The sequence below is a fragment of the Erwinia psidii genome (assembly GCF_003846135.1).
Lineage (GTDB): Bacteria > Pseudomonadota > Gammaproteobacteria > Enterobacterales > Enterobacteriaceae > Erwinia > Erwinia psidii.
Map to the genome: position 1 here is coordinate 501,893 of NZ_RHHM01000001.1, position 20,627 is coordinate 522,519.

Annotated in this window: 12 protein-coding genes and 3 pseudogenes; 5 read left to right on the forward strand and 10 right to left on the reverse strand. The window is 49.1% G+C overall.

From position 1 onward, the window contains the following. Nucleotides 1-2,817, reverse strand: a 2,817-nt coding sequence (locus tag EB241_RS21030; protein ID WP_199737288.1) for a hypothetical protein, incomplete at its 3' end; no start/stop codon positions are given. A 339-nt stretch (nucleotides 2,818-3,156) separates the two neighbouring features. After that, nucleotides 3,157-7,044 (reverse strand): phosphoribosylformylglycinamidine synthase, encoded by a 3,888-nt coding sequence (gene purL, locus EB241_RS02150; protein WP_124231566.1) that lies wholly within the window; start codon nucleotides 7,042-7,044, stop codon nucleotides 3,157-3,159. Nucleotides 7,045-7,313: 269 nt separating this feature from the next. Between purL and mltF the strand changes: the two genes are divergently transcribed. Then, complete coding sequence (gene mltF, locus EB241_RS02155) at nucleotides 7,314-8,774, forward strand: membrane-bound lytic murein transglycosylase MltF (protein WP_124231567.1); 1,461 nt, start codon at nucleotides 7,314-7,316, stop codon at nucleotides 8,772-8,774. 10 nt (nucleotides 8,775-8,784) lie between these two features. On the opposite strand, the gene tadA is transcribed toward mltF, so the two are convergent. The 3 genes from tadA to murQ all read right to left on the reverse strand — a co-directional run bounded on the left by tadA (nucleotide 8,785) and on the right by murQ (nucleotide 11,155). Further along, a complete protein-coding gene (gene tadA / locus EB241_RS02160; RefSeq protein ID WP_124231568.1) occupies nucleotides 8,785-9,291 on the reverse strand; it encodes a tRNA adenosine(34) deaminase TadA in 507 nt (168 codons plus the stop codon). A 44-nt stretch (nucleotides 9,292-9,335) separates the two neighbouring features. Beyond that, nucleotides 9,336-10,004, reverse strand: coding sequence for a phosphatidylglycerophosphatase C (yfhb, locus tag EB241_RS02165; protein ID WP_124231569.1), 669 nt, complete (start codon nucleotides 10,002-10,004; stop codon nucleotides 9,336-9,338). A 251-nt stretch (nucleotides 10,005-10,255) separates the two neighbouring features. Next, entirely contained in the window at nucleotides 10,256-11,155 is a 900-nt protein-coding gene (gene murQ / locus EB241_RS02170; protein WP_124231570.1) for an N-acetylmuramic acid 6-phosphate etherase, read from the reverse strand. 195 nt (nucleotides 11,156-11,350) lie between these two features. On the opposite strand from murQ, the gene EB241_RS02175 reads away from it, so the two are divergent. From EB241_RS02175 to EB241_RS21255, 3 genes and pseudogenes are all read left to right on the forward strand, one after another. After that, entirely contained in the window at nucleotides 11,351-12,190 is an 840-nt protein-coding gene (locus EB241_RS02175) for a MurR/RpiR family transcriptional regulator (RefSeq protein WP_124231674.1), read from the forward strand. Between the two features lie 324 nt (nucleotides 12,191-12,514). After that, a complete protein-coding gene (locus tag EB241_RS02180) occupies nucleotides 12,515-13,813 on the forward strand; it encodes an O-antigen ligase family protein (RefSeq protein ID WP_124231571.1) in 1,299 nt (432 codons plus the stop codon). Nucleotides 13,814-14,208: 395 nt separating this feature from the next. Further along, nucleotides 14,209-15,206 (forward strand): annotated as a pseudogene (locus EB241_RS21255) (IS3 family transposase); the annotation flags it as partial. 369 nt (nucleotides 15,207-15,575) lie between these two features. On the opposite strand, the gene EB241_RS02195 reads toward EB241_RS21255, so the two are convergent. From EB241_RS02195 to EB241_RS02210, 5 genes and pseudogenes are all read right to left on the reverse strand, one after another. Next, a complete protein-coding gene (locus tag EB241_RS02195; RefSeq protein WP_124231572.1) occupies nucleotides 15,576-15,986 on the reverse strand; it encodes a putative T6SS immunity periplasmic lipoprotein in 411 nt (136 codons plus the stop codon). A gap of 9 nt (nucleotides 15,987-15,995) precedes the next feature. After that, a complete protein-coding gene (locus EB241_RS21260; RefSeq protein WP_233592513.1) occupies nucleotides 15,996-16,283 on the reverse strand; it encodes a hypothetical protein in 288 nt (95 codons plus the stop codon). Nucleotides 16,284-16,334: 51 nt separating this feature from the next. Beyond that, complete coding sequence (locus EB241_RS21265) at nucleotides 16,335-16,517, reverse strand: hypothetical protein (protein WP_233592514.1); 183 nt, start codon at nucleotides 16,515-16,517, stop codon at nucleotides 16,335-16,337. A gap of 186 nt (nucleotides 16,518-16,703) precedes the next feature. Beyond that, nucleotides 16,704-17,108 (reverse strand): annotated as a pseudogene (locus EB241_RS02205) (tyrosine-type recombinase/integrase); the annotation flags it as partial. Between the two features lie 10 nt (nucleotides 17,109-17,118). Beyond that, a pseudogene (locus EB241_RS02210) lies at nucleotides 17,119-17,720 on the reverse strand (integrase); the annotation flags it as partial. Nucleotides 17,721-17,877: 157 nt separating this feature from the next. Between EB241_RS02210 and mutS the strand changes: the two are divergent. Next, on the forward strand, nucleotides 17,878-20,439 hold the full coding sequence (gene mutS / locus EB241_RS02215) for a DNA mismatch repair protein MutS (RefSeq protein WP_124231573.1): 2,562 nt from the start codon (nucleotides 17,878-17,880) through the stop codon (nucleotides 20,437-20,439). Nucleotides 20,440-20,627: the final 188 nt, after the last annotated feature.

Sequence of the window (20,627 nt, forward strand, 5' to 3'; positions counted from 1 at the left end):
TGCCTTAGCTTTAGCTTCTGCATTAGCTTTAGCTTCCGCCTTAGCTTTAGCTTCTGCATTAGCTTTAGCTTCTGCATTAGCTTTAGCTTCCGCCTTAGCTTTAGCTTCTGCATTAGCTTTAGCTTCTGCCTTAGCTCTTTGTTCAGCTTGAAGTTTAATTCTTTTATCAAACCAGGATACAGTCTGAGCGTAATATTTATTTGTAATACTTTGCATATCAGAATGTTGATTTGACAAACCGTCATATAATTTATCTACAAGCTCTTCATGACTGTCTGTATTACCGAATGTGAAAGGTCTCGTTGTGATTTTACCATAGACTGGTGGATAACTAGCTTCTCTGAGTTCATAATATTCAAATGCTCCACTATCGTCTTTATAATCTTCATAGACAGAAGCAGGGAGTTTGCTGTAAACCCATTTTTTAAATGCTCCCGTTGATGGAAATTTAGTAATAACTTCCACCTTGGATTCATCACCAAAAATATAACGATGAGATAAATCCTCAAAATAAAATTCAGCCTCATCGTCCACACTTAAAACAATACCACCAGCCGTTCCTACTGGTATCATGAAAACACCATTTAAACGATGACCATGGAAAAATATTTCTTTAGCTTCAATGTCGAAATTTTTAAATTTCACGATCTCCTGGCGCTGTTTATTTGTTAAACCTCTCTTCTGTAAGCATTGGACACTACGAACCCATACCATAATTCCCAATAAATCTTTCGTATCGAGTGGAGAATCGGGATAAGATGATTCCAGTGCTGCCACATGAGGTTCTGACACACCTGAAAACGATACGCGGTCACGTTGTGATATTTCGAATTGTTTCAGAGCTTCTTTACTGTAAGCATCGCTCAGATTTATTGCAATATTCCAAAGCTCAGTTCTGACTTCTTCGAATAGTGAGTATGGACTAATATTTTCGCCATCAGAACGCTTTTTCTCCACAAAGGCGTCAAGTAGTTCTACGCATTTTAATAAATGTCTAAGATTTTTTCTCTCCGCTGAGATGGGTTGATTTACGTCCGGGGATTCTTTTGCAACCCAGTAAATTTCCTCTAATTCTTTTCTTACGTACTGGTTATTTTCCCCGATTGAGAAAATACGCATCAAATAAAATCCCAAAAATCTGATATCAAATGAGCCTGCATTAAGGATTTTTCTCATCCTCACTGATGGCTCACTACCACTAATATTACTCAAGATGGAGTCGAGATCGGTAACGTTTAGATTCCTGATTATCTCCAAATCTCTTTCATATTCGGCTTCACTAATTACATTGATTACATCGGTTTCGGATGTGGTATTTTCAACCTCCGTTTTTGGCGTATTACCCGAAAAAACGGAAACAGAGGGTATATCTGTAACATCAACTTCATATTCCTCAGATTTATTTTCATCAGGATAATAAGATTTCCCGGACATTTTATCGTTGGCATTCTGTGTTGGGAAATAGCGATCATATATATTTTTCGCCAGGAACGCTCCCGCCGTTAAAGCGGCTCCCGCTGCTGTCGCAATACCTATTTTTTCACCAAATCCCCTATCTGCAATCGGGGCAACAGCCGCCGCCCCCATAGCCAGCGGCAAAGCGACATATCCGCCAGAGTGAGTCGCTGATGTTGAGCTTACCTGCTCCTTCATTTCAGGAGAGTTCGTCGATGTTAAAGAAAGTGGAATGCTACTTTTTTCTGTTTTTATTGTTTCTGATGTGTAAGGATATGACACAGCATCACATCTGGTATTTAAATGTGTGTTGGTTATATTAAGGTGGAAACTGACCTGATTTTTTTCCATTTTTGTAGTTTTGCAATTTAATAACACAGCAATATCATTGAACTCTTTAAATCGTTCAATAGCATGAGCATGCAGTATCTCTGGAATATTTTTTTTTCCTTCAACCACACTCTCCGAAGTGATTTTTAACGTCGGCGCCCTGAATAATTCAGAATAAGCAGTTGAATTTGAAGAGAAAGCCGACAATTCAGGTTCGCCAGATTGGTTATTATTTATATTTTTCGTAATTTCCACAGAAGTATCGACAGCAAAAGCCGGGCTTATATTCGATAATGGTGTGGCAAACCGTGCCATACGGCCGAGTTGTTCCCAATAGCAATTAACCCGAACAAGGAAATTTGCAAAATAAGCTGGCAAACGTAGAAGCTTCCGTTGAGGAGAACTATTTCCCGTTATACAATTTCCGACAACCACGGCCAGAATACCCAGCCCTAAATGTAGGTAATCATAAGGCTGGGCATCTCCCTGATTAAGCGACTGCTTATCAAGTCCCCATCCTGTATATTCAGAAATAGTCTTCCTGATAAAATCAGCCAGTAACGAGAAAGCGTTGCCGTGAGCCAAATAGTTTGAAACAGAAAAACCCAATATATTTAATATTGCCAGGTCGATATCTTTTTTTTGTGTAACAGCAGTATATAAGCTGTTAACTGCCAGCATTTTATCGTAATCTAAGTCTGGAAATATCTTTGTTAAAATAGCAGTAATGAGTCTATTTTGCTGAATGTTGCTTATAGCCAGGATAAATTGTCTGGCACAACGCGCGCTATCTTCCGTCCATGCAACTCTCTCATCCGCCACTTCAGAAGGAGACTTATTTTCCGCAGACAGATTATCATCCGCATCAAACCATTCATCCTCGCCATATTCTGTAAAATTAAAGTGCTTATCTTCCATATCAACATAATCGATCGCATCAAACCATAAAACTTCTTCATCTTCATCAGTTGAAGTGGATGGCTGTGCAGAGATAAATTCCACAGCAGATGGGGTACTCAATTTTTCAAGCATAAAATATCCTCAGGTTAGTTTCATGACTTTTCCCCCTGAATTAATACACCTCTGATTTTAATAAAACCATAAAAAAACACTTATACTTACGTTAATTAATGTTAGTCAACCCTGATCAATACCCATCTCACGACGATGTAGAGATAAATATTACCTGTGGTAATGGGATAACTGAGTTGACCGCAAAGAAAATAATAAACTACTCAGTATTGCCTGATATCAATACTGAGAGGAGTGTTCTACTTTCACCGTCATCACGTACAAATTAGCGCCATAAAAAAAGGCAGCCATAATGACTGCCTGATAATAACTTTCATTCCGCCAAATTTAAAAGCACTATCAACCCAGTTGCCTGCGGGCATTACGGAAAATCCGCATCCACGGGCTGTCCTCCCCCCACTCTGCCGGATGCCAGGAGTGACTTACTGTGCGGAAGACACGTTCAGGATGCGGCATCATAATGGTGACGCGACCGCTTTCATTGCTGACGGCAGTGATGCCGTTTGGCGAGCCGTTCGGGTTTGCCGGATACGCCTGCGTCACCTTACCGAAGTTATCGACAAAGCGCAGAGCCACCAGCCCTTTCTGTTCCAGTGTCGCCAGGTGCGCGTCATCCCGGACCTCGACAAAACCTTCGCCATGAGAAACCGCAATCGGCATTCGTGACCCGACCATGCCATCGAACAGCAATGAAGGACTTGCGGCCACTTCCACAAGGCTGAAGCGGGCTTCGAAACGTTCAGACTGATTACGCACAAATCGCGGCCAGGCTTCGCTACCGGGGATCAGCTCGCGCAGGTTGGACATCATCTGACAGCCGTTGCAAACGCCCAGTGCCAGCGTCTGCGAACGATGGAAAAAGGTTTCAAACTCATCGCGGACACGGTTGTTAAACAGGATCGATTTTGCCCAACCCTCCCCGGCACCCAGCACATCGCCATAGGAGAAACCACCACAGGCCACCAGCGTCTGGAATTGATCCAGGCCAAGACGTCCTGCCAACAGATCGCTCATATGAACATCGATGGCATCAAAACCGGCACGGTGGAAGGCGGCCGCCATTTCAACATGGGAGTTGACGCCCTGCTCTCGCAGGATGGCAACTTTGGGACGCGCACCGGTGGCAATGAATGGTGCGGCAATATCTTCCTGTGGCTGGAAGGTCAGCGCGACATTCAGGCCAGGATCGGCATCGTTTTTCTTCGCGTCATGTTCCTGATCGGCGCACTGTGGGTTATCGCGTAATCGCTGCATCTGCCAGGTGGTTTCTGCCCACCAGGTGCGCAGGGTGGTCCGGCTTTCACTGTACAGTGTCGAACCGTCAGCGGTTACCACAAAGCGATCGCCTGGCTGAGCACTGCCCAGGTAGTGAACACAGCCCGACAGACCGTGGTCAGCTAACAGTTGCTCCACCGCCGCACGTTCGCTGACAGCCACCTGAATCACCGCACCCAGCTCTTCATTAAACAGCGCGGCCAGGGCATCACTGCCCAACGCAGTGATATCCGCTGTCAGGCCGCAATGACCGGTGAAGGCCATCTCCGCCAGAGTAACCAGCAGGCCACCATCCGAACGATCGTGGTAGGCCAGCAGTCGCCCGTCAGCCACCAGAGCCTGGATGGCGTTAAAGAAGCCCGCCAGCTGTTGTACATCGCGCACATCAGCGGGTTTATCACCCAGCTGGCGGTAAACCTGCGATAACGCCGTCGCGCCCAGCGCATTCACTCCCTGCCCCAGGTCAATCAGCAGCAGCGCATTATCCTGCTGTGGCTGCAACTGTGGGGTCACGGTGCGGCGAACATCTTCGACGCGAGCAAAAGCGGTGATCACCAGTGACAGAGGCGAGGTCATCTCACGTTGTTCGCTGCCCTGCTGCCAGCGGGTTTTCATCGACATCGAATCTTTACCCACCGGAACCGTGATGCCAAGCGCCGGGCAAAGCTCCTCACCTACGGCTTTTACCGCCTCATACAACCCGGCATCTTCCCCTGGATGACCGGCAGCCGCCATCCAGTTGGCAGAGAGCTTGATGCGTTTCAGCGAGCCAATCTGCGTAGCGGCAATGTTGGTAATGGCTTCACCCACCGCCAGACGCCCGGAAGCGGCGAAGTCCAGCAGCGCGACAGGCGCACGTTCGCCCAGCGCCATCGCTTCACCGTGGTAGCTGTCGAGACTGGCAGTAGTGACCGCACAGTTGGCTACCGGGATCTGCCACGGCCCAACCATCTGGTCGCGGGCCACCATGCCGGTCACCGAACGATCGCCAATGGTCACCAGAAAGGTTTTTTCTGCCACGGCGGGCAGATGCAGAACCCGTTTAACCGCTTCCGCCAGGACGATCGCTTCGCGGGACAGCGGTGCACCTTTAGCTTTCAGCGTGGTGACATCACGGGTCATTTTTGGCGTTTTGCCCAGCAGGACGTCCAGGGGCATATCAATCGGTTTATTGTCGAAGTGGCTGTCAGACAGTGACAGATGCATCTCTTCAGTTGCTTCACCAATCACCGCGTAAGGCGCACGCTCACGCTTACACAGCGCATCAAATTCCGCCAGTTTTTCCGGTGCCACAGCCAGAACATAGCGTTCCTGCGATTCATTACACCAGATCTCAAGCGGGCTCATGCCTGGCTCATCGCTGAGAATATCACGCAGACTGAAGCGTCCACCGCGTTCGCCATCGCTGACCAGCTCTGGCATGGCATTAGAAAGGCCTCCTGCTCCCACATCATGGATAAACAGGATCGGGTTATCCGCACCCCGTTGCCAGCAGCGGTCAATCACCTCCTGACAACGACGTTCCATTTCCGGGTTGTCACGCTGAACGGATGCAAAATCCAGGTCAGCATCAGACTGGCCAGAAGCCATCGAGGAAGCGGCACCACCGCCAAGACCGATGTTCATTGCCGGACCGCCGAGCACGATCAGTTTGGCACCCACGCCGATCTCACCTTTCCTGACGTGATCGGCACGGATATTACCGACGCCGCCCGCCAGCATGATCGGCTTGTGATAACCACGCAGCTCCATCCCGTTGTGGCTGTTTACCCGCTCTTCATAAGTACGGAAATAGCCATTCAGCGCCGGACGGCCAAACTCATTGTTAAAAGCCGCTCCGCCCAGCGGACCTTCGGTCATGATATCCAGTGCGGTAACAATACGCTCCGGCTTGCCAAAATCTTCTTCCCAGGGTTGTTCAAAGCCAGGAATGCGCAAATTGGATACGGAAAAGCCCACCAGGCCCGCCTTTGGTTTGGCACCCCGACCGGTGGCGCCTTCATCGCGGATTTCACCACCGGAACCCGTCGCGGCACCCGGCCACGGAGAAATGGCTGTTGGGTGGTTATGGGTTTCCACCTTCATCAGAATATGCGTCTGTTCCTGATGGAAATCATACTGTCCGGTGCTGGTGGCATAGAAACGCCCCACTTCAGAGCCTTCCATCACTGCCGCATTGTCTTTGTATGCTGACAGAACGTGATCCGGCGTATGTTCAAAAGTATTTTTGATCATTTTGAACAGCGACTTCGGCTGTGCTTTGCCGTCGATTATCCAGTCGGCGTTAAAGATCTTATGGCGACAGTGTTCTGAGTTAGCCTGGGCAAACATATAGAGTTCAATATCATTCGGGTTGCGCCCAAGGGTTTCAAAAGCCGCCAGCAGATAATCAATTTCATCACTGGCCAGGGCCAGCCCCAGCCTGCGGTTGGCCTGTTCCAGCGCACCGCGACCTTCACCCAGCACATCAACGCTTTGTAAAGGGGCTGGCTGATGATGGGCAAATAATTGCTCCGCCTGGGACAGTTCACTCAGCACCACTTCCATCATGCGGTCATGTAGCAGGGATGTCAGTGCAGTCCACTGCGTTTCGCTCAACTGCGGGGCTTGCACATAGAAAGCCAGTCCGCGTTCAAGACGCAGCACCTGAGGCAAGTCACAGTTATGGGCAATATCGGTCGCTTTGGAAGACCATGGGGAAATCGTTCCAGGGCGAGGCGTAACAAGTAACAGGCGGCCTTCCGGCGCGTGTCCGGCAAGAGAAGGACCGTATTTCAGCAGGCGCTGTAAACGCGCTTTTTCATCAGCGGAAAGCGGCGCACTGACATCGGCAAAATGGACGTACTCAGCGTAAATGTCACTCACCGGCAGGTGAGCATCCTGAAAGCGGGTCAGCAGTTTATTAATACGAAATGCCGACAAAGCGGGCGAACCACGCAGTATTTCCATCATCAAAGATCTCTCGTCTTCGAAGCGCCGGACGACGCTTCTTTGGGCGCAACAGGGAAAACGGGCGGTATTATAAAGAATCCCCATCCGTTACGAAACCGTTTGCGCATGATTTATCGGCACAGGGAATTGCCTGAAAAGTGCACAATTATGGATGAATTCTGTTGCGTGGCGCAATTGAGTTGCGCAAAATGCCCCACGATCAGGACGCAGACAGACTACAAATACTGCCGGTACAGACAGAAGCCTGAGAGAAATCGAGAGATAACCATTTGAAACGCCTCAAAATTAACTATCTTTTTATCGGGCTGATCACCCTGCTGCTCGCGCTGGCGCTCTGGCCGTCAATTCCATGGTATGGGGGAGTTCAGAACCGGGTAGAACAGATAAAGTCACGGGGAGTGCTGCGCGTCAGTACCCTGGCCTCACCGCTGACCTACTACACCGTCAATCACGCGCCAGCCGGAATGGAATATGAGCTGGCAAAACGCTTTGCTGATTATCTCAATGTCAAACTGCAAATGACCGTCCGCCAGAACCTTGGTGAACTGTTTGACGATCTGAACGACGGTAAAGCCGATATGCTGGCCGCCGGGCTGATTTACAACAGCGACAGGTTGTCGCATTTTCGTACCGGACCAACTTATTATTCCGTCTCCCAGCAACTGGTTTACCGACTGGGTAAAGTGCGTCCACAGAGCCTTGGGACCCTGAAAGGACGGCTGACCGTTGCCTCAGATTCGGCCTATCTGTCCACGCTGCGTAATATCAGGCAAAACCAGTACCCCGATCTGGACTGGGCAATTTCCACTGACCAAAGCCCCAACGCCCTTCTGGAAGCTGTCGCAGAAGGCAAAATTGACTATACGGTGGGAGATTCCGTCTCCATTGCGCTGTTACAGCGCATTCATCCACAGCTTACCGTGGCATTTGATATTACCGATGAAGAACCCGTCACCTGGTATATGCCACGGGCTCAGGATGATGACAGCTTCGACGCCGCCATGCTCGACTATTTTAACCGCATGAATGAAGAAGGGGCGATGGCGCGACTGGACGAGAAATATCTTGGTCACGTTGGCACCTTTGATTATGTCGATACCAGCACTTTCCTCCGTGCCATTGACAGTACCTTGCCCACCATCAAACCACTGTTTCAGAAATATGCCAGTGAGATCGACTGGCGCCTGCTGGCTGCCATCTCATGGCAGGAATCGCACTGGAACCCACAGGCCACTTCTCCTACCGGCGTTCGTGGGATGATGATGTTAACTCACAATACGGCACAAAGTCTCAACGTCAACGATCGCACCGATCCTGAACAGAGTATCCGTGGTGGCAATGAATATCTGATTCGGATGATGGCGAAAGTACCACCCGGTGTTCCTGAGGATGAGCGGATTTGGTTTGCGCTGGCCGCTTACAATATTGGCTACGCGCATATGCTGGATGCGCGCAAACTGACGGAAAAACAGCAGGGTAACCCGGACAGCTGGGCTGAGGTGAAACTCCGTCTGCCAATGCTTAGCCAGAAACGCTATTACACCCAGACCACCTACGGCTACGCTCGTGGCCAGGAAGCCTATAACTACGTGGAGAATATCCGCATCTATCAGTCAAGCCTGGTAGGCTATTTACAGGATCAGGAACGGAAGATCGCGCAACAGGCGGCCAAAGAAGCAGAGCTGGGCGCAGGCTATCCGGCGGTCGGGCCGGAGACGGCGCTTAACTGATAAAACACTTTTATTCCGGCTTCACGGCGCCTGAACGCAGTGCGTCACGCAGCGCTTTCTTCTCAGCCCGTCGCTGACGGAAAAACGCACTCAGTATCGCGGCACACTCTTCAGCCAGCACGCCATGCCCGACCTTAATCTGATGGTTCATACCGGGATGCCCCAGCACATCAAGCAACGATCCTGCCGCGCCGGTTTTCCCGTCATTGGCGCCATACACCAATCGTGAGATCCGACCGTGAACCATCGCCCCGGCGCACATTACGCAGGGTTCCAGCGTCACATATAAGGTGGTGTCTGACAGTCGATAATTCCTGAGGATCTGTCCACCCTGACGCAAGGCCATCATTTCCGCATGCGCCGTGGGATCGTGATGGCCGATAGGCCGGTTCCAGCCTTCACCGATCGCCCGATCGCCGTGCACCAGTACCGCACCTACCGGCACTTCACCTTCATCCCAGGCACGACGGGCCAACGTCAGCGCGTGGCGCATCCAGAATTCATCATTTGCGGTCATGCTTACCTGCGTCTCCAGCCAAAAACGCCGGGCAGTATACCCGTTTACTCAAGCTGTTGCAGTTCCCCTCGGGGCGTGACGCGCCAGCGATGCTGGCAGAAAAACAACAGCGGATTGTCCTGCTTGCTGTCACTGTAGCCACTGTAAAGTTGCAACGGCGTTCCCAGTTGCTTCTCCAGTTGCGCCACTTTCTCATGGCCCAGGCAACGCATTGCCATCACCCGCCCACCATAACGGCGGCTCATCTGACTGCCGATCAATTTAACCTTCGGCAAGAATGGCGCGTCAAAATAGACCTGTTCCACCAATGACTGCGGTGAGCCTGTAATCAGCCAGACGTCAGCATCCGCACTGTTGAGATAGTCCGTCAACCGCTGCTGTACCACAGGGAATGCGATCACCCGTTGACGAAAACATTGTGCAAACTGCCTTTCTTTGCACCTGAGGTTTGCTTCGCTGTAACCAAAGGTGATCGCCCACAACAACAGGCTGAACGGCCCACGTGATGCGCGACCTTTAATCAGCAGCCACACGCCAACCACTGGCAACAGGGGAATAACCAGCAGCAGATTCAGTGGCTGACGCCAGAGCAGATAACGCATATATGTGCCGAACATGTCCTGCTGATGTAACGTGCCGTCGAGATCAAAAAATACCACACGCCGTTCCTGAGCTGTGCTCAAACATAACTCCTCAGGGTAATAAAACCCCATCAGTCTGGTAAATCTAAAAGCGTCAAAGTGGCACCGGATGCCACGCTGCCTCGACAGAAATGACCACTGTTATCGCCAAATCTGTCCCGCAGAGCAGCCTGGCAGAATGCCTATGTCAGTCAACTGGCCTGTATCATCACAATTATAGGGCATGGCACCTGGCAGTGTAGTCATTCACACCGTGAGAAACGGCTAAATCCGCTCTGCCAGCGGGACGCTGCGCGAGAGGGCTTAATATTCGATCTGCCCGGTCATTCCCGCGCCTGAAGCGCCGCACGAAGAAAGCCATCGTGTTTTAGCAGTAACGCTTCAGCCTGTCGGGCCGTCAGATCGCCAAGTATCATCAAGATGGCCGTTTTCACCGCATATTGCGATCCCTCAAGCGCCGCAACCGCCTGCTCAACCGGACAGCCAGTAGCCTGACAGACCATACGGCTGGCACGATCCACCAGTTTAATGTTAGTGGCCTGCATGTCCACCATCAGGTTCTGATATACCTTGCCGGTTTTCACCATCGCCCCGGTGGAAAGCATGTTCAGCACCAGCTTCTGTGCGGTGCCCGATTTCAGGCGGGTGGATCCAGTCAGAGCCTCAGGGCCAACCACCGGAGAAATGGCGATATCCGCTTCCTGAGCAATGGGCGAGTCGGGATTGCAGGAGAGAGCTGCGGTGCAGCAACCGAGCTGGCGGGCAAAACGCAATGCACCTATCACATACGGTGTCCGCCCGGAGGCAGCAATACCTACCACCATATCCTGAGGCGTCAGAGCGATCGCAGAGAGATCGCTGGCGCCCAAACGGGGATCATCTTCCGCCCCTTCCACCGCTTTCAGCAATGCGCCAGGCCCCCCGGCAATCAGCCCGACAACCACGCCGTGCGGCACACCAAAGGTAGGTGGACATTCAGAGGCATCAAGTACGCCAAGCCGACCGCTGGTTCCTGCGCCAACATAAATCAACCTTCCCCCTGCGCTCAGTGACAGCGCAGCGGCGTCAACGGCACGTGCAACCTCCGGTAAGGTTTTGCTCACCGCCGCCGCCACGGTAGCATCCTGTTGGTTGAATTTAGTCACCATCTCCAGCGTGGAGAGACAGTCGAGATCCATGGTATCGACATTACGTGTTTCAGAAACCAGTGCGGCAAGATTCATGCTATCCTCAACTGAATTTTTAATTCTTAAAGCAGATAAATTTTTGAATATTATATTCATAAGCGCGGATCAATTGCCCGACAATAATTGGAGCGACTGTATTGCCCGCTGCGGCTGGGGATCGCTTTCGGCAACAATTCACCCGCGGCCATGCAATTTCAGTGTAGTGATGACCCTTGCCGGAGAGATTAATTGATGAGTTCACTGCTGCGTATTCGTCAGCTCTATTCGACGCTGGCGCAAAATGAGCGTCGTCTGGCTGACTTTCTGCTGTCACAGCCAGAACGGGCACGCCATCTTAGTTCACAAAAGCTGGCGGAAGAATCGGGCGTCAGCCAGTCGAGCGTAGTGAAATTTGCACAAAAGCTGGGCTACAAAGGCTTTCCGGCACTCAAACTGGCACTCAGTGACTCTCTGGCGGCAAAAGATGCTATCACCGTGCACAATCTGATCCTCAGTGACGATCCGCTGAAAGCCGTTGGTGAAAAACTGCTGGCAGAAAAAGTATCTGCCATCAGAGCAACCCTGAACATTAACAGTGAAGAGATGCTGCTGGAGACGCTGCGGTTGTTAAAAGAAGCCAGGCGCATCGTGCTGGTGGGCATTGGCACGTCGGGTCTGGTGGCAAAGGATTTCTCCTGGAAACTGATGAAAATTGGCATCAATGCCGTGGCGGAGAATGATATGCATGCGTTACTGGCCAGCGTGCAGGCGCTGAGCGTTAATGATGTACTGCTGGCGATTTCCTACACCGGCGAGCGACGTGAAATAAATCTGGCAGCCCAGGAGGCGCAACGCGTTGGTGCCAACGTACTGGCCTTTACCGGCTTTACGCCGAATACACTACAGCAGGCGGCCACTCACTGTCTGTATACCGTCGCTGAAGAGCAAACCACCCGCAGCGCGGCTATTTCGTCAACGGCGGCACAGCTGACGCTGACTGATTTACTGTTTATGGCACTGGTACAGCGCGACCCGGAGCGGGCCTCAGGCCATATCCGCCATAACGAAGCGCTGGTGAAAAAGCTGGTTTGATAAAGGCCAGTCATTACTGACTGATACGGCAAGGTCATTGATGGCTCAGGGTCGTTTACCGTTATACCCCGTCACAAAAAACAGGCAGCGGCCTGGAGGTTTTTCTCTGAGGATCCCATGCAGGGTATGTGCAGGCTTTTTTTTTGATTTTTTGTTGTGTATAAGCTATAAACAGGCGTCATCAGTACCGGGCAATTATGATTATTGCTTTATTTCAGAATATACAGAGAATATTTTATGACAAGCATTAATGATAACTGAGGTTGGCATAAAAAAGACAGTAACCGCATGTAATTATAATGCTTTGTATCAGGAAACACTATAATGTCTTATCTTAGCGCGTTCAGAAATCATTCCAGACATGAGTGCCTCACCCGTTCACTATTCATTATTTCTTTTTTATTACTGCTTCTGACGCTTCCGCTCAGTTTTATTAATGAAAAATCCGGCCGTATCATTTTTTACTTTTGCAGCTACTTAAGCATATTTGGCATTTTAATCAACAGTCGAAAAATAAAATCAATAATCACATCATCAAAAATAGTCACTCCATTTTTTGTGCTTTCCGCAATGTATTTTATCTGGTCAGTGATAGCTAAACACCATGCCATTCCCGGCGTTGATAATGGGCTGCTGTTCACACCGGCTAAGCGCTGGTTTCTTGCCACCCTTATTTCCATGTTTATTCTGTGGGGTATCCGCCAGGGAATTATCAGCAAAAAATGGCTTTATATATTAACATGGTCTTCACTGTCAGCCGCTTTCCTGTTTTCAAGCGCCGAAGGCATCTGGCAACATATTAATCATATTGACAGAATTACTCTGGGCATTAACCGGGCAACGATGACAGCCTATGCATACAGTGCGATGGCACTTTCGCTGATGACCATGCTGAGTCAGATTCGCTATGTACCCATCAGACATGTCGCCATAATATTAACCTATCTGCTTTCAGTATATATAATATTCCTGACCGAAACCCGCTCGGCAATGTTTATTCATATCATGCTTGGTTTAATACTTACCATCAATGCACTGTGGCAAAGCAAATCGTTTAGAATATTTCCCGTTATTGCCATCATTTTATCTTTCGTTGTGATTGCAATATTAGGTAAAAACATCGTTGAGTCCCGCTTTGATACCACAAAACAGGAAATTTCCAGATTCAACGAAGGCGATGACCATACATCACTTGGCTCACGGTTTACCATGTGGAAATCAGGGATGGTTGCCATTACAAAACATCCCTTCGGTGAAACGCAAATAACCAGAAATAACATTATCCGACAATGGCTTAATTCATCCCACAATGCAAACTCCTTCGCCCTCGATTATATTGATGTTCATTTGCATAATGAATTCATTCAATATGCTTCACTTTTTGGCATTTTTGGTGTAATTGCACTTTTGTTCTTCTACGGGAGGCTGCTTTTTGATAATAGCCTTGTGGGTTTCCTCAGTAACCCCGTATCTTTGGTAGTATTATCCGCTTTGCTATATGGTATAACGGATGTCCTTCTGACGTCGGTAGAATATGTTGTCGTTTTTAGCACGCTGATTTTACTGGCCTGTGCAAATATCGGTGCAAAAACCAATAATGCTCGCGAAAAACAGGCCCGGTAAGTCAGACGGATATTTCCGTTCAACCGCATACAATAATTATCCTCCGGCACAGCCGGAGGTTTTTCTTATTCACCAGTAAGACTCTCTTTTCGGTCGCGCCCCGACAGGCGCACTGCAATCTGATATTGGCATCTATGGATGACTTAATATCCTCTTGACGGGTTGCCCGGATCGACCGCTTTCCCTGCTTATCCTGTTACAGCGGGTGTTTTATGTCCCCGCCAGGCTTACCCACCGTATCCGGGTAATACTGATCCTACCCGCGTAATGACTCGCGGCTGCGAAGGATACTGCGGGCGTCTGCAACGGGTGCAATGGACGGTCTGTTTAATAAGAAATAAACAGTAGCGTTAATTAATGAAGGAACGATAGATGAAAAAAAACAATCCTTCTGGGCCTCGCCCATGACACCTGAGCAGATCGAGATACGTGAGTTGAAGAAAAATCTTCAACGCGTTGAAATAAAAAAGAGATATATTAAAAAAGGCTACCGCGCTCCTGATGTCAGACTCCCTGAACAGTTCTCATTAGTTGATAAATTCAGGGCGCGGTTTCCTGTTGCCGTTGTGTGCAACGTGTTTGGGGCTCATCGCAGCAGTTATAAATACTGGCGCCAGCCCAGAAAGCATGACGTCACGAGAGTGGCATTACTGAGCCTTGTGCGTGAAGTTTATCGCGAAAGTAACGGCTCAGCAGAGGCGCGAAGCATTGCCGCGATGGTCACCACTAAAGGCGTAAAACTGAGTCGCTGGCGGGCAACAAAGCTGATGAAAGAACTTAATCTCATCAGCTGTCAGTAACGTGGTTATCGTTATAAGAAGGCGTCTGAGGAACACATTGAGATTCCTAATTATCTGGATCGCCAGTTTGCTGTTACCGGGCCTAATCAGGCCTGGTACGGTGATGTGACTTATATCTGGACGGGAAAACGCCGGGCTTATCTGGCTGTTGTACTCGATTTTTTTCCCGTAAACCGGTTGGCTGGGCGATATCATTTCTCCCTGATTCAGCACTGACAGGCAAAGCGCTGTCCATGGCCTGGGAAGCACGTGGAAAACCGACTGATTTACGGTATCACCCGGATCAAGGTAGCCACTATACCAGCAGAAATTTCAGACAGTTACTGTGGAGATATCAGCTAAAGCAAAGCCTGAGTCGTCGGGTAAATTGCTGGGATAATAGCCCAATGGAACGGTTTTTCAGAAGCCTGGAAACAGAGTGGATGCCGGATAATGGATACGTAAATTTTAGCGAAGCCAGCGCAGCGATAACGAACTACATTACGGGATATTACAGCCAGCTCAGACCCCATCAATATAATGGTGGCTTGACGCCGAATGAATCAGAGCGATTGTTCTGGAAAAACGCTAAAACCGTGGCCAGTTTTTGTTGACCATTACACACAATACACCTGAACCAGAAAAAGCCTCTCCTGCTAATGCTACCTTCATTATTAAATCCAACCGGCCTTGAACGTGTAGAGTCAGTACAATACCAACAACTGTCGATACCGAACGGAATACTCCCATCGTAGCGTGCAGGGTACAATTATATACAGTTTACTAATTACCCCTAAACTGTTCGCAGTGGCAGATAAGGTATTTATCACTGTGAAACATATTTGATTTCGCCACACTTATCCGTAAGCATAGTCCCAATACCGTCAGGTAGAACCCGAAATCCCTGAGAGGGTATTTTCATGGGCGACAGCGTGATCCTCTGACACCTAAAAATCAAGCATATTCAATGCTCACGGATATAGTTAGTTTATATCTTTCACTTTTAACTCTCCTTTATCTACCCAAACGGAAAAAGTCACACTATAACTATTCCCATTTTCTATAGTGTGATCTTCTTTTATCCGTATTGCATTAATAGAAAACACATATGATTTACCGGATTCAAAGGCAAAAGCGAAATTAGAGAGACATTTATTTGAATATAACTTAGGTGCATTCCCAATAGCGAATTTTTTTTCCACCACATTTTCGCCATTACCAATTTCATTTATACTTAATAAGGATATACTTTCGTTTTTAGTATCAGGCAATGTAACACAAATACTATCACCTACTACACTTACATTAGCCCGATGATTTTCTGGGCGAGTATCATTTATGTGGCAGGATGTTATAAATAAAACAGGAATAAATACACTTATACTTTTCATCATATCGCTCTCTTATAAAATTAATGCTGGCAATATTTTCCTATATAGCGAAATAGTATTATTATCTAATACTCCCTGAAAACCAGCCTGACGCCCAATTTCGCTTTTCAGACCACTTACACCATATTTTTTTAATAAGAAGTAATCGGCAATAATCTGAGCTTGTTGCTCCATACTGTATTTACTTAAATTTTTATTCGGATCGATGACATATTTGTAAGTTGATACCCAGCTAAATACACCCCTTATTCTAACCCACATTCCGTGCTGATGTTGCCAGACATGTGTCATTTCATGCATAAAAAAATGTTGGTTAGATTTTGAAGATAAAGAGAAGTCCTTAAGATATGTTTATTTTCTGAAATATATTTCACCATTTGGTGTCATTCCAACAAATTTGCCTTGCAAACCAAATGGTAGATAACTCTCACAATGAACCCATACTTTATTCCATTGAATTGAACTACCGAAAACTGTCTGAGCTAAATTTTTTTCCCCTAATGTTAAGAGGCGTAAAGAATTTTCCGTTTCCATAAGTAATCCTCCGTTAAAAACACAACATTATCGTAATGAGCAAATGATAAATCCTGTATAAAAGAAACTAAACAGGAGATATATTTTTAGGAATTATGCTCGAAACACGAAGCCCTAATCACTAATTGCCATTTCCATAAGAATATGCTAAACGAGCTTCTCCATATAATCCACCCACACCTGCAATCACTTCCGACACTCAGCATCATACTAATACAGATTATAAATCCCTTCGACACCGCCACGCGTATGACCCAGCACAGCTTCTGCTACCTCGTTTGGACATTGTAAACGGCATTGTAAACGGGATAGCCCTGTCCGCACAGTACGACGCAGATCATGGGGCGTCCAATGAGGTATATCAAGCATTTGACCGCCTTCGCATAAACGCCATGAGTTTTCAGTTAGATACTTCTGCTGGATTGGCTTGCTGCTAGCCTGCGAAGGGAAGAGATATTTGTCAGAGGTAAGGCGTAGAACCTTGAGAAAATCGATCGCATGAATGGATAACTGGACGTAGCGTTCAACCCCTGTCTTGGTTTCCCGCAGATGAATGGTACCTTTTTTCAGATCAACATCCTCCCAAGCCATCTGCTCCTACCCACCTGAATGCCCGCTCTGCTGCTGTCCTTGTACGACTGGCGATCACGTCAAACTTACGGGGGATTTCATTACCTGTTAAAGCTTTCACTCGTAGACCAGACCATTCTGAAAGCCTGTTTTCTGCTTTATCCAACACTGTCAGTGTATCGGGTTTGGCTGGTTTAGATCGCCCCTTCAAATGGCTTCGGTCTTGGGGTAAAAGCTTCACTCACCGTCAATTCAGCCAGATCGGGTACTCGCTTGATATTGCCGGGTCTCTTCTTTGTTGCGATCATGGTCTGAACTAATTGCCTGACGACTTGCCTTGCCTGGTCAATATCAGGAAAATCAGAAACATTTCCAGCTTTTACTTTCAGCACAGCGCCTGGCCTCTTGCCCTCACTGATATTACGATCTGGCGAGGCGACTCTACGCTGGATTACACAGGTGTTTTTGGTCAAACTGACCTTCAACTGGTGAATCCCGGTGATCGTCAAAAACCAGGTAAGGTTCTTGATCCGGGCTAGCTTCGAAAACGACTTTTCCAACATGGTTAAGAGCAGGCTTCACACCAATGCTTAACTTACTGATAATAAAAGCATGGTAAAGAGTGGCTTTCAAAGTATCACCACCATTTGTAGCCCAGAGAGGTGCAAAACCAATCTATACGTCCTGGGCTACAAGTGAGCTACAAATTTATGGGTTTATGTGGGTTTAAAGGGGTTTCACCTGGGGCCATATAAGCACTTGAAAGACTTAAAAAATGAGAAAAATCAATATGAAAGAGTCTACAGACAAGGACTTTTCCACCCATACCCCAATGATGCAGCAGTATCTCCGCCTGAAAGCGGAGCACCCGGAAATCCTGCTGTTCTACCGTATGGGGGATTTTTACGAGCTGTTTTATGATGACGCCAAACGTGCCGCCCAGTTATTAGATATCTCGCTTACCAAACGTGGTGCCTCAGCCGGTCAGCCCATTCCCATGGCCGGTGTCCCTTATCATGCGGTGGAGAACTATCTCGCCAAACTGGTGCAGTTAGGGGAATCCGTGGCGATCTGTGAGCAGATCGGTGACCCGGCATTAAGCAAAGGCCCGGTGGAACGCAAAGTGGTGCGTATCGTCACTCCTGGCACAATTAGCGATGAAGCGCTGTTGCAGGAGCGTCAGGACAATCTGCTGGCAGCCGTGTGGCAGGATGCCAGGGGATTTGGCTATGCCACACTGGATATCAGCTCCGGCCGTTTTCGTCTGGCGGAACCCTCTGATGCGGAAACCATGGCGGCAGAGCTACAGCGCACCAATCCCGCTGAGTTGCTCTACCCGGAGGATCTGGCCGCCATGGCACTGATCGAAAATCGCCGCGGGTTACGCCGCCGACCGCTGTGGGAGTATGAAATCGACACCGCTCGCCAACAGCTAAATTTGCAATTTGGCACCCGCGACCTGAGCGGATTCGGCGTGGAACAGGCTCACCTTGCTCTGCGGGCGGCCGGCTGCCTCTTGCAATACGTCAAGGATACCCAGCGCACCTCCCTGCCGCATATTCGCTCACTGACCATGGAACGTCAGGAGGACGGCATCATTATGGATGCCGCTACCCGTCGTAACCTTGAAATCACCCAAAACCTTTCTGGCGGCACTGAAAACACCCTTGCTGCCGTACTGGACAAGACAGCAACGCCGATGGGCAGCCGCATGCTGAAACGCTGGCTACATATGCCCGTCAGGGACGTAAACACGCTTATCAATCGCCAGCAAAGTATTGGTGCTCTCCAGGATCTCAGTGATGAGCTGTCCCCTCTTCTGCGTCAGGTGGGCGATCTGGAGCGTATCCTGGCCAGGCTGGCGTTACGCACTGCCCGTCCGCGCGATCTGGCCAGAATGCGCCATGCCTTCCAACAGTTACCACAGCTGGATGAAATCCTGCGCAATAGCAGCACGCCTCACCTGCAAACGCTACGCCAGCGGATGGGACAATTTGCCGAGCTGCGGCAGCTGCTTGAAAATGCAATCATTGAGACGCCCCCGGTACTGGTTCGTGATGGTGGCGTGATTGCGCCGGGGTATAACGCTGAACTGGACGAATGGCGTGCGCTGGCGGATGGGGCGACCGATTATCTGGATCGTCTGGAAATTCGTGAAAGGGAAAAACTGGGGCTGGATACGCTCAAGGTCGGCTTTAATGCTATTCATGGCTACTATATTCAGGTCAGCCGTGGACAGAGCCATCTGGTGCCAATCCATTATGTGCGCCGCCAGACGCTGAAAAATGCCGAACGCTATATCATACCTGAGTTGAAAGAGTACGAAGACAAAGTGCTTACCTCCAAAGGAAAAGCGCTGTCGCTGGAAAAAGCCCTGTATGAAGCGTTATTTGATTTGCTACTGCCGCACCTGGAAGCTTTGCAACTCAGCGCTGCGTCGCTGGCTGAACTGGACGTACTGTCAAATCTGGCCGAGCGGGCATGGACGTTGAACTATACCTGTCCTCTTCTCACCGACAGACCGGGCATAAAACTAACCGGTGGCCGCCACCCGGTAGTTGAGCAGGTGCTGAAGGAACCTTTTATTGCTAATCCACTTTCGCTGTCGCCACAACGCAGAATGCTGGTGATCACCGGGCCGAATATGGGTGGTAAAAGCACCTATATGCGTCAGGCGGCACTTATCACACTGATGGCCTGCATCGGCAGCTATGTGCCCGCCGACGAAGCGGAAATTGGCCCTGTCGACCGCATTTTTACCCGTGTGGGCGCCGCTGACGATCTGGCCTCTGGCCGTTCCACGTTTATGGTGGAAATGACCGAAACCGCTAATATCCTGCATAACGCCACGGAATGGAGTCTGGTGCTGATGGATGAAATTGGTCGCGGCACATCCACCTATGATGGTTTGTCGCTCGCCTGGGCCTGTGCGGAAAGTCTGGCTAACCGCAATAAGGCAATGACGCTGTTCGCTACCCATTACTTTGAACTGACAACCCTGCCGGAAAAAATGGAAGGTGTGGTAAATGTGCATCTGGACGCGGTAGAGCATGGCGATACCATCGCCTTTATGCACAGTGTGCAGGAAGGCGCTGCCAGTAAAAGCTATGGCTTATCCGTCGCCGCACTGGCTGGCGTACCGAAAGAAGTGATTAAACGCGCAAGGCAGAAGCTGAAAGAGCTGGAAGCGCTCTCCGGTAACAGCGCCGCAACCAGAGTGGATGGTTCACAATTGCCATTACTGGTGGAAGATACCTCTCCGGCCGTTGAGGCACTGGAAGCACTGGATCCCGACTCTCTTTCTCCGCGTCAGGCGTTGGAGTGGATTTATCGCCTTAAATCGTTGGTTTGACTGAGAGTAAAAGGGTTGCAAGAAGTGATCATCCCCTTTCCTGTAAGCGTAAAATACAGGGCCATAATCTCTGATGCAGTCCTATGCTGACAGTCAAAAGCCGCCTTTATGGAGGGCGGCTGCTTTGATGCCCCTGGTCCAGGTGGGCATTTAGTGTCATCACTTCGATCTTCAGTTACCCGCTGCGT

Bases quoted from the DNA above. Each gene is read 5' to 3' on its own strand.
- murQ (WP_124231570.1), bottom strand. From the start codon at position 11,155: ATGAATCTTGCCGCACTGGTTTCTGAAACACGTAATGTCGATACCATG.
- EB241_RS02195 (WP_124231572.1), bottom strand. From the start codon at position 15,986: ATGATGAAAAGTATAAGTGTATTTATTCCTGTTTTATTTATAACATCC.
- EB241_RS21260 (WP_233592513.1), bottom strand. From the start codon at position 16,283: ATGCATGAAATGACACATGTCTGGCAACATCAGCACGGAATGTGGGTT.
- purL (WP_124231566.1), bottom strand. From the start codon at position 7,044: ATGATGGAAATACTGCGTGGTTCGCCCGCTTTGTCGGCATTTCGTATT.
- tadA (WP_124231568.1), bottom strand. From the start codon at position 9,291: ATGACCGCAAATGATGAATTCTGGATGCGCCACGCGCTGACGTTGGCC.
- yfhb (WP_124231569.1), bottom strand. From the start codon at position 10,004: ATGGGGTTTTATTACCCTGAGGAGTTATGTTTGAGCACAGCTCAGGAA.
- EB241_RS02180 (WP_124231571.1), top strand. From the start codon at position 12,515: ATGTCTTATCTTAGCGCGTTCAGAAATCATTCCAGACATGAGTGCCTC.
- EB241_RS02175 (WP_124231674.1), top strand. From the start codon at position 11,351: ATGAGTTCACTGCTGCGTATTCGTCAGCTCTATTCGACGCTGGCGCAA.
- mutS (WP_124231573.1), top strand. From the start codon at position 17,878: ATGAAAGAGTCTACAGACAAGGACTTTTCCACCCATACCCCAATGATG.
- EB241_RS21265 (WP_233592514.1), bottom strand. From the start codon at position 16,517: ATGGAAACGGAAAATTCTTTACGCCTCTTAACATTAGGGGAAAAAAAT.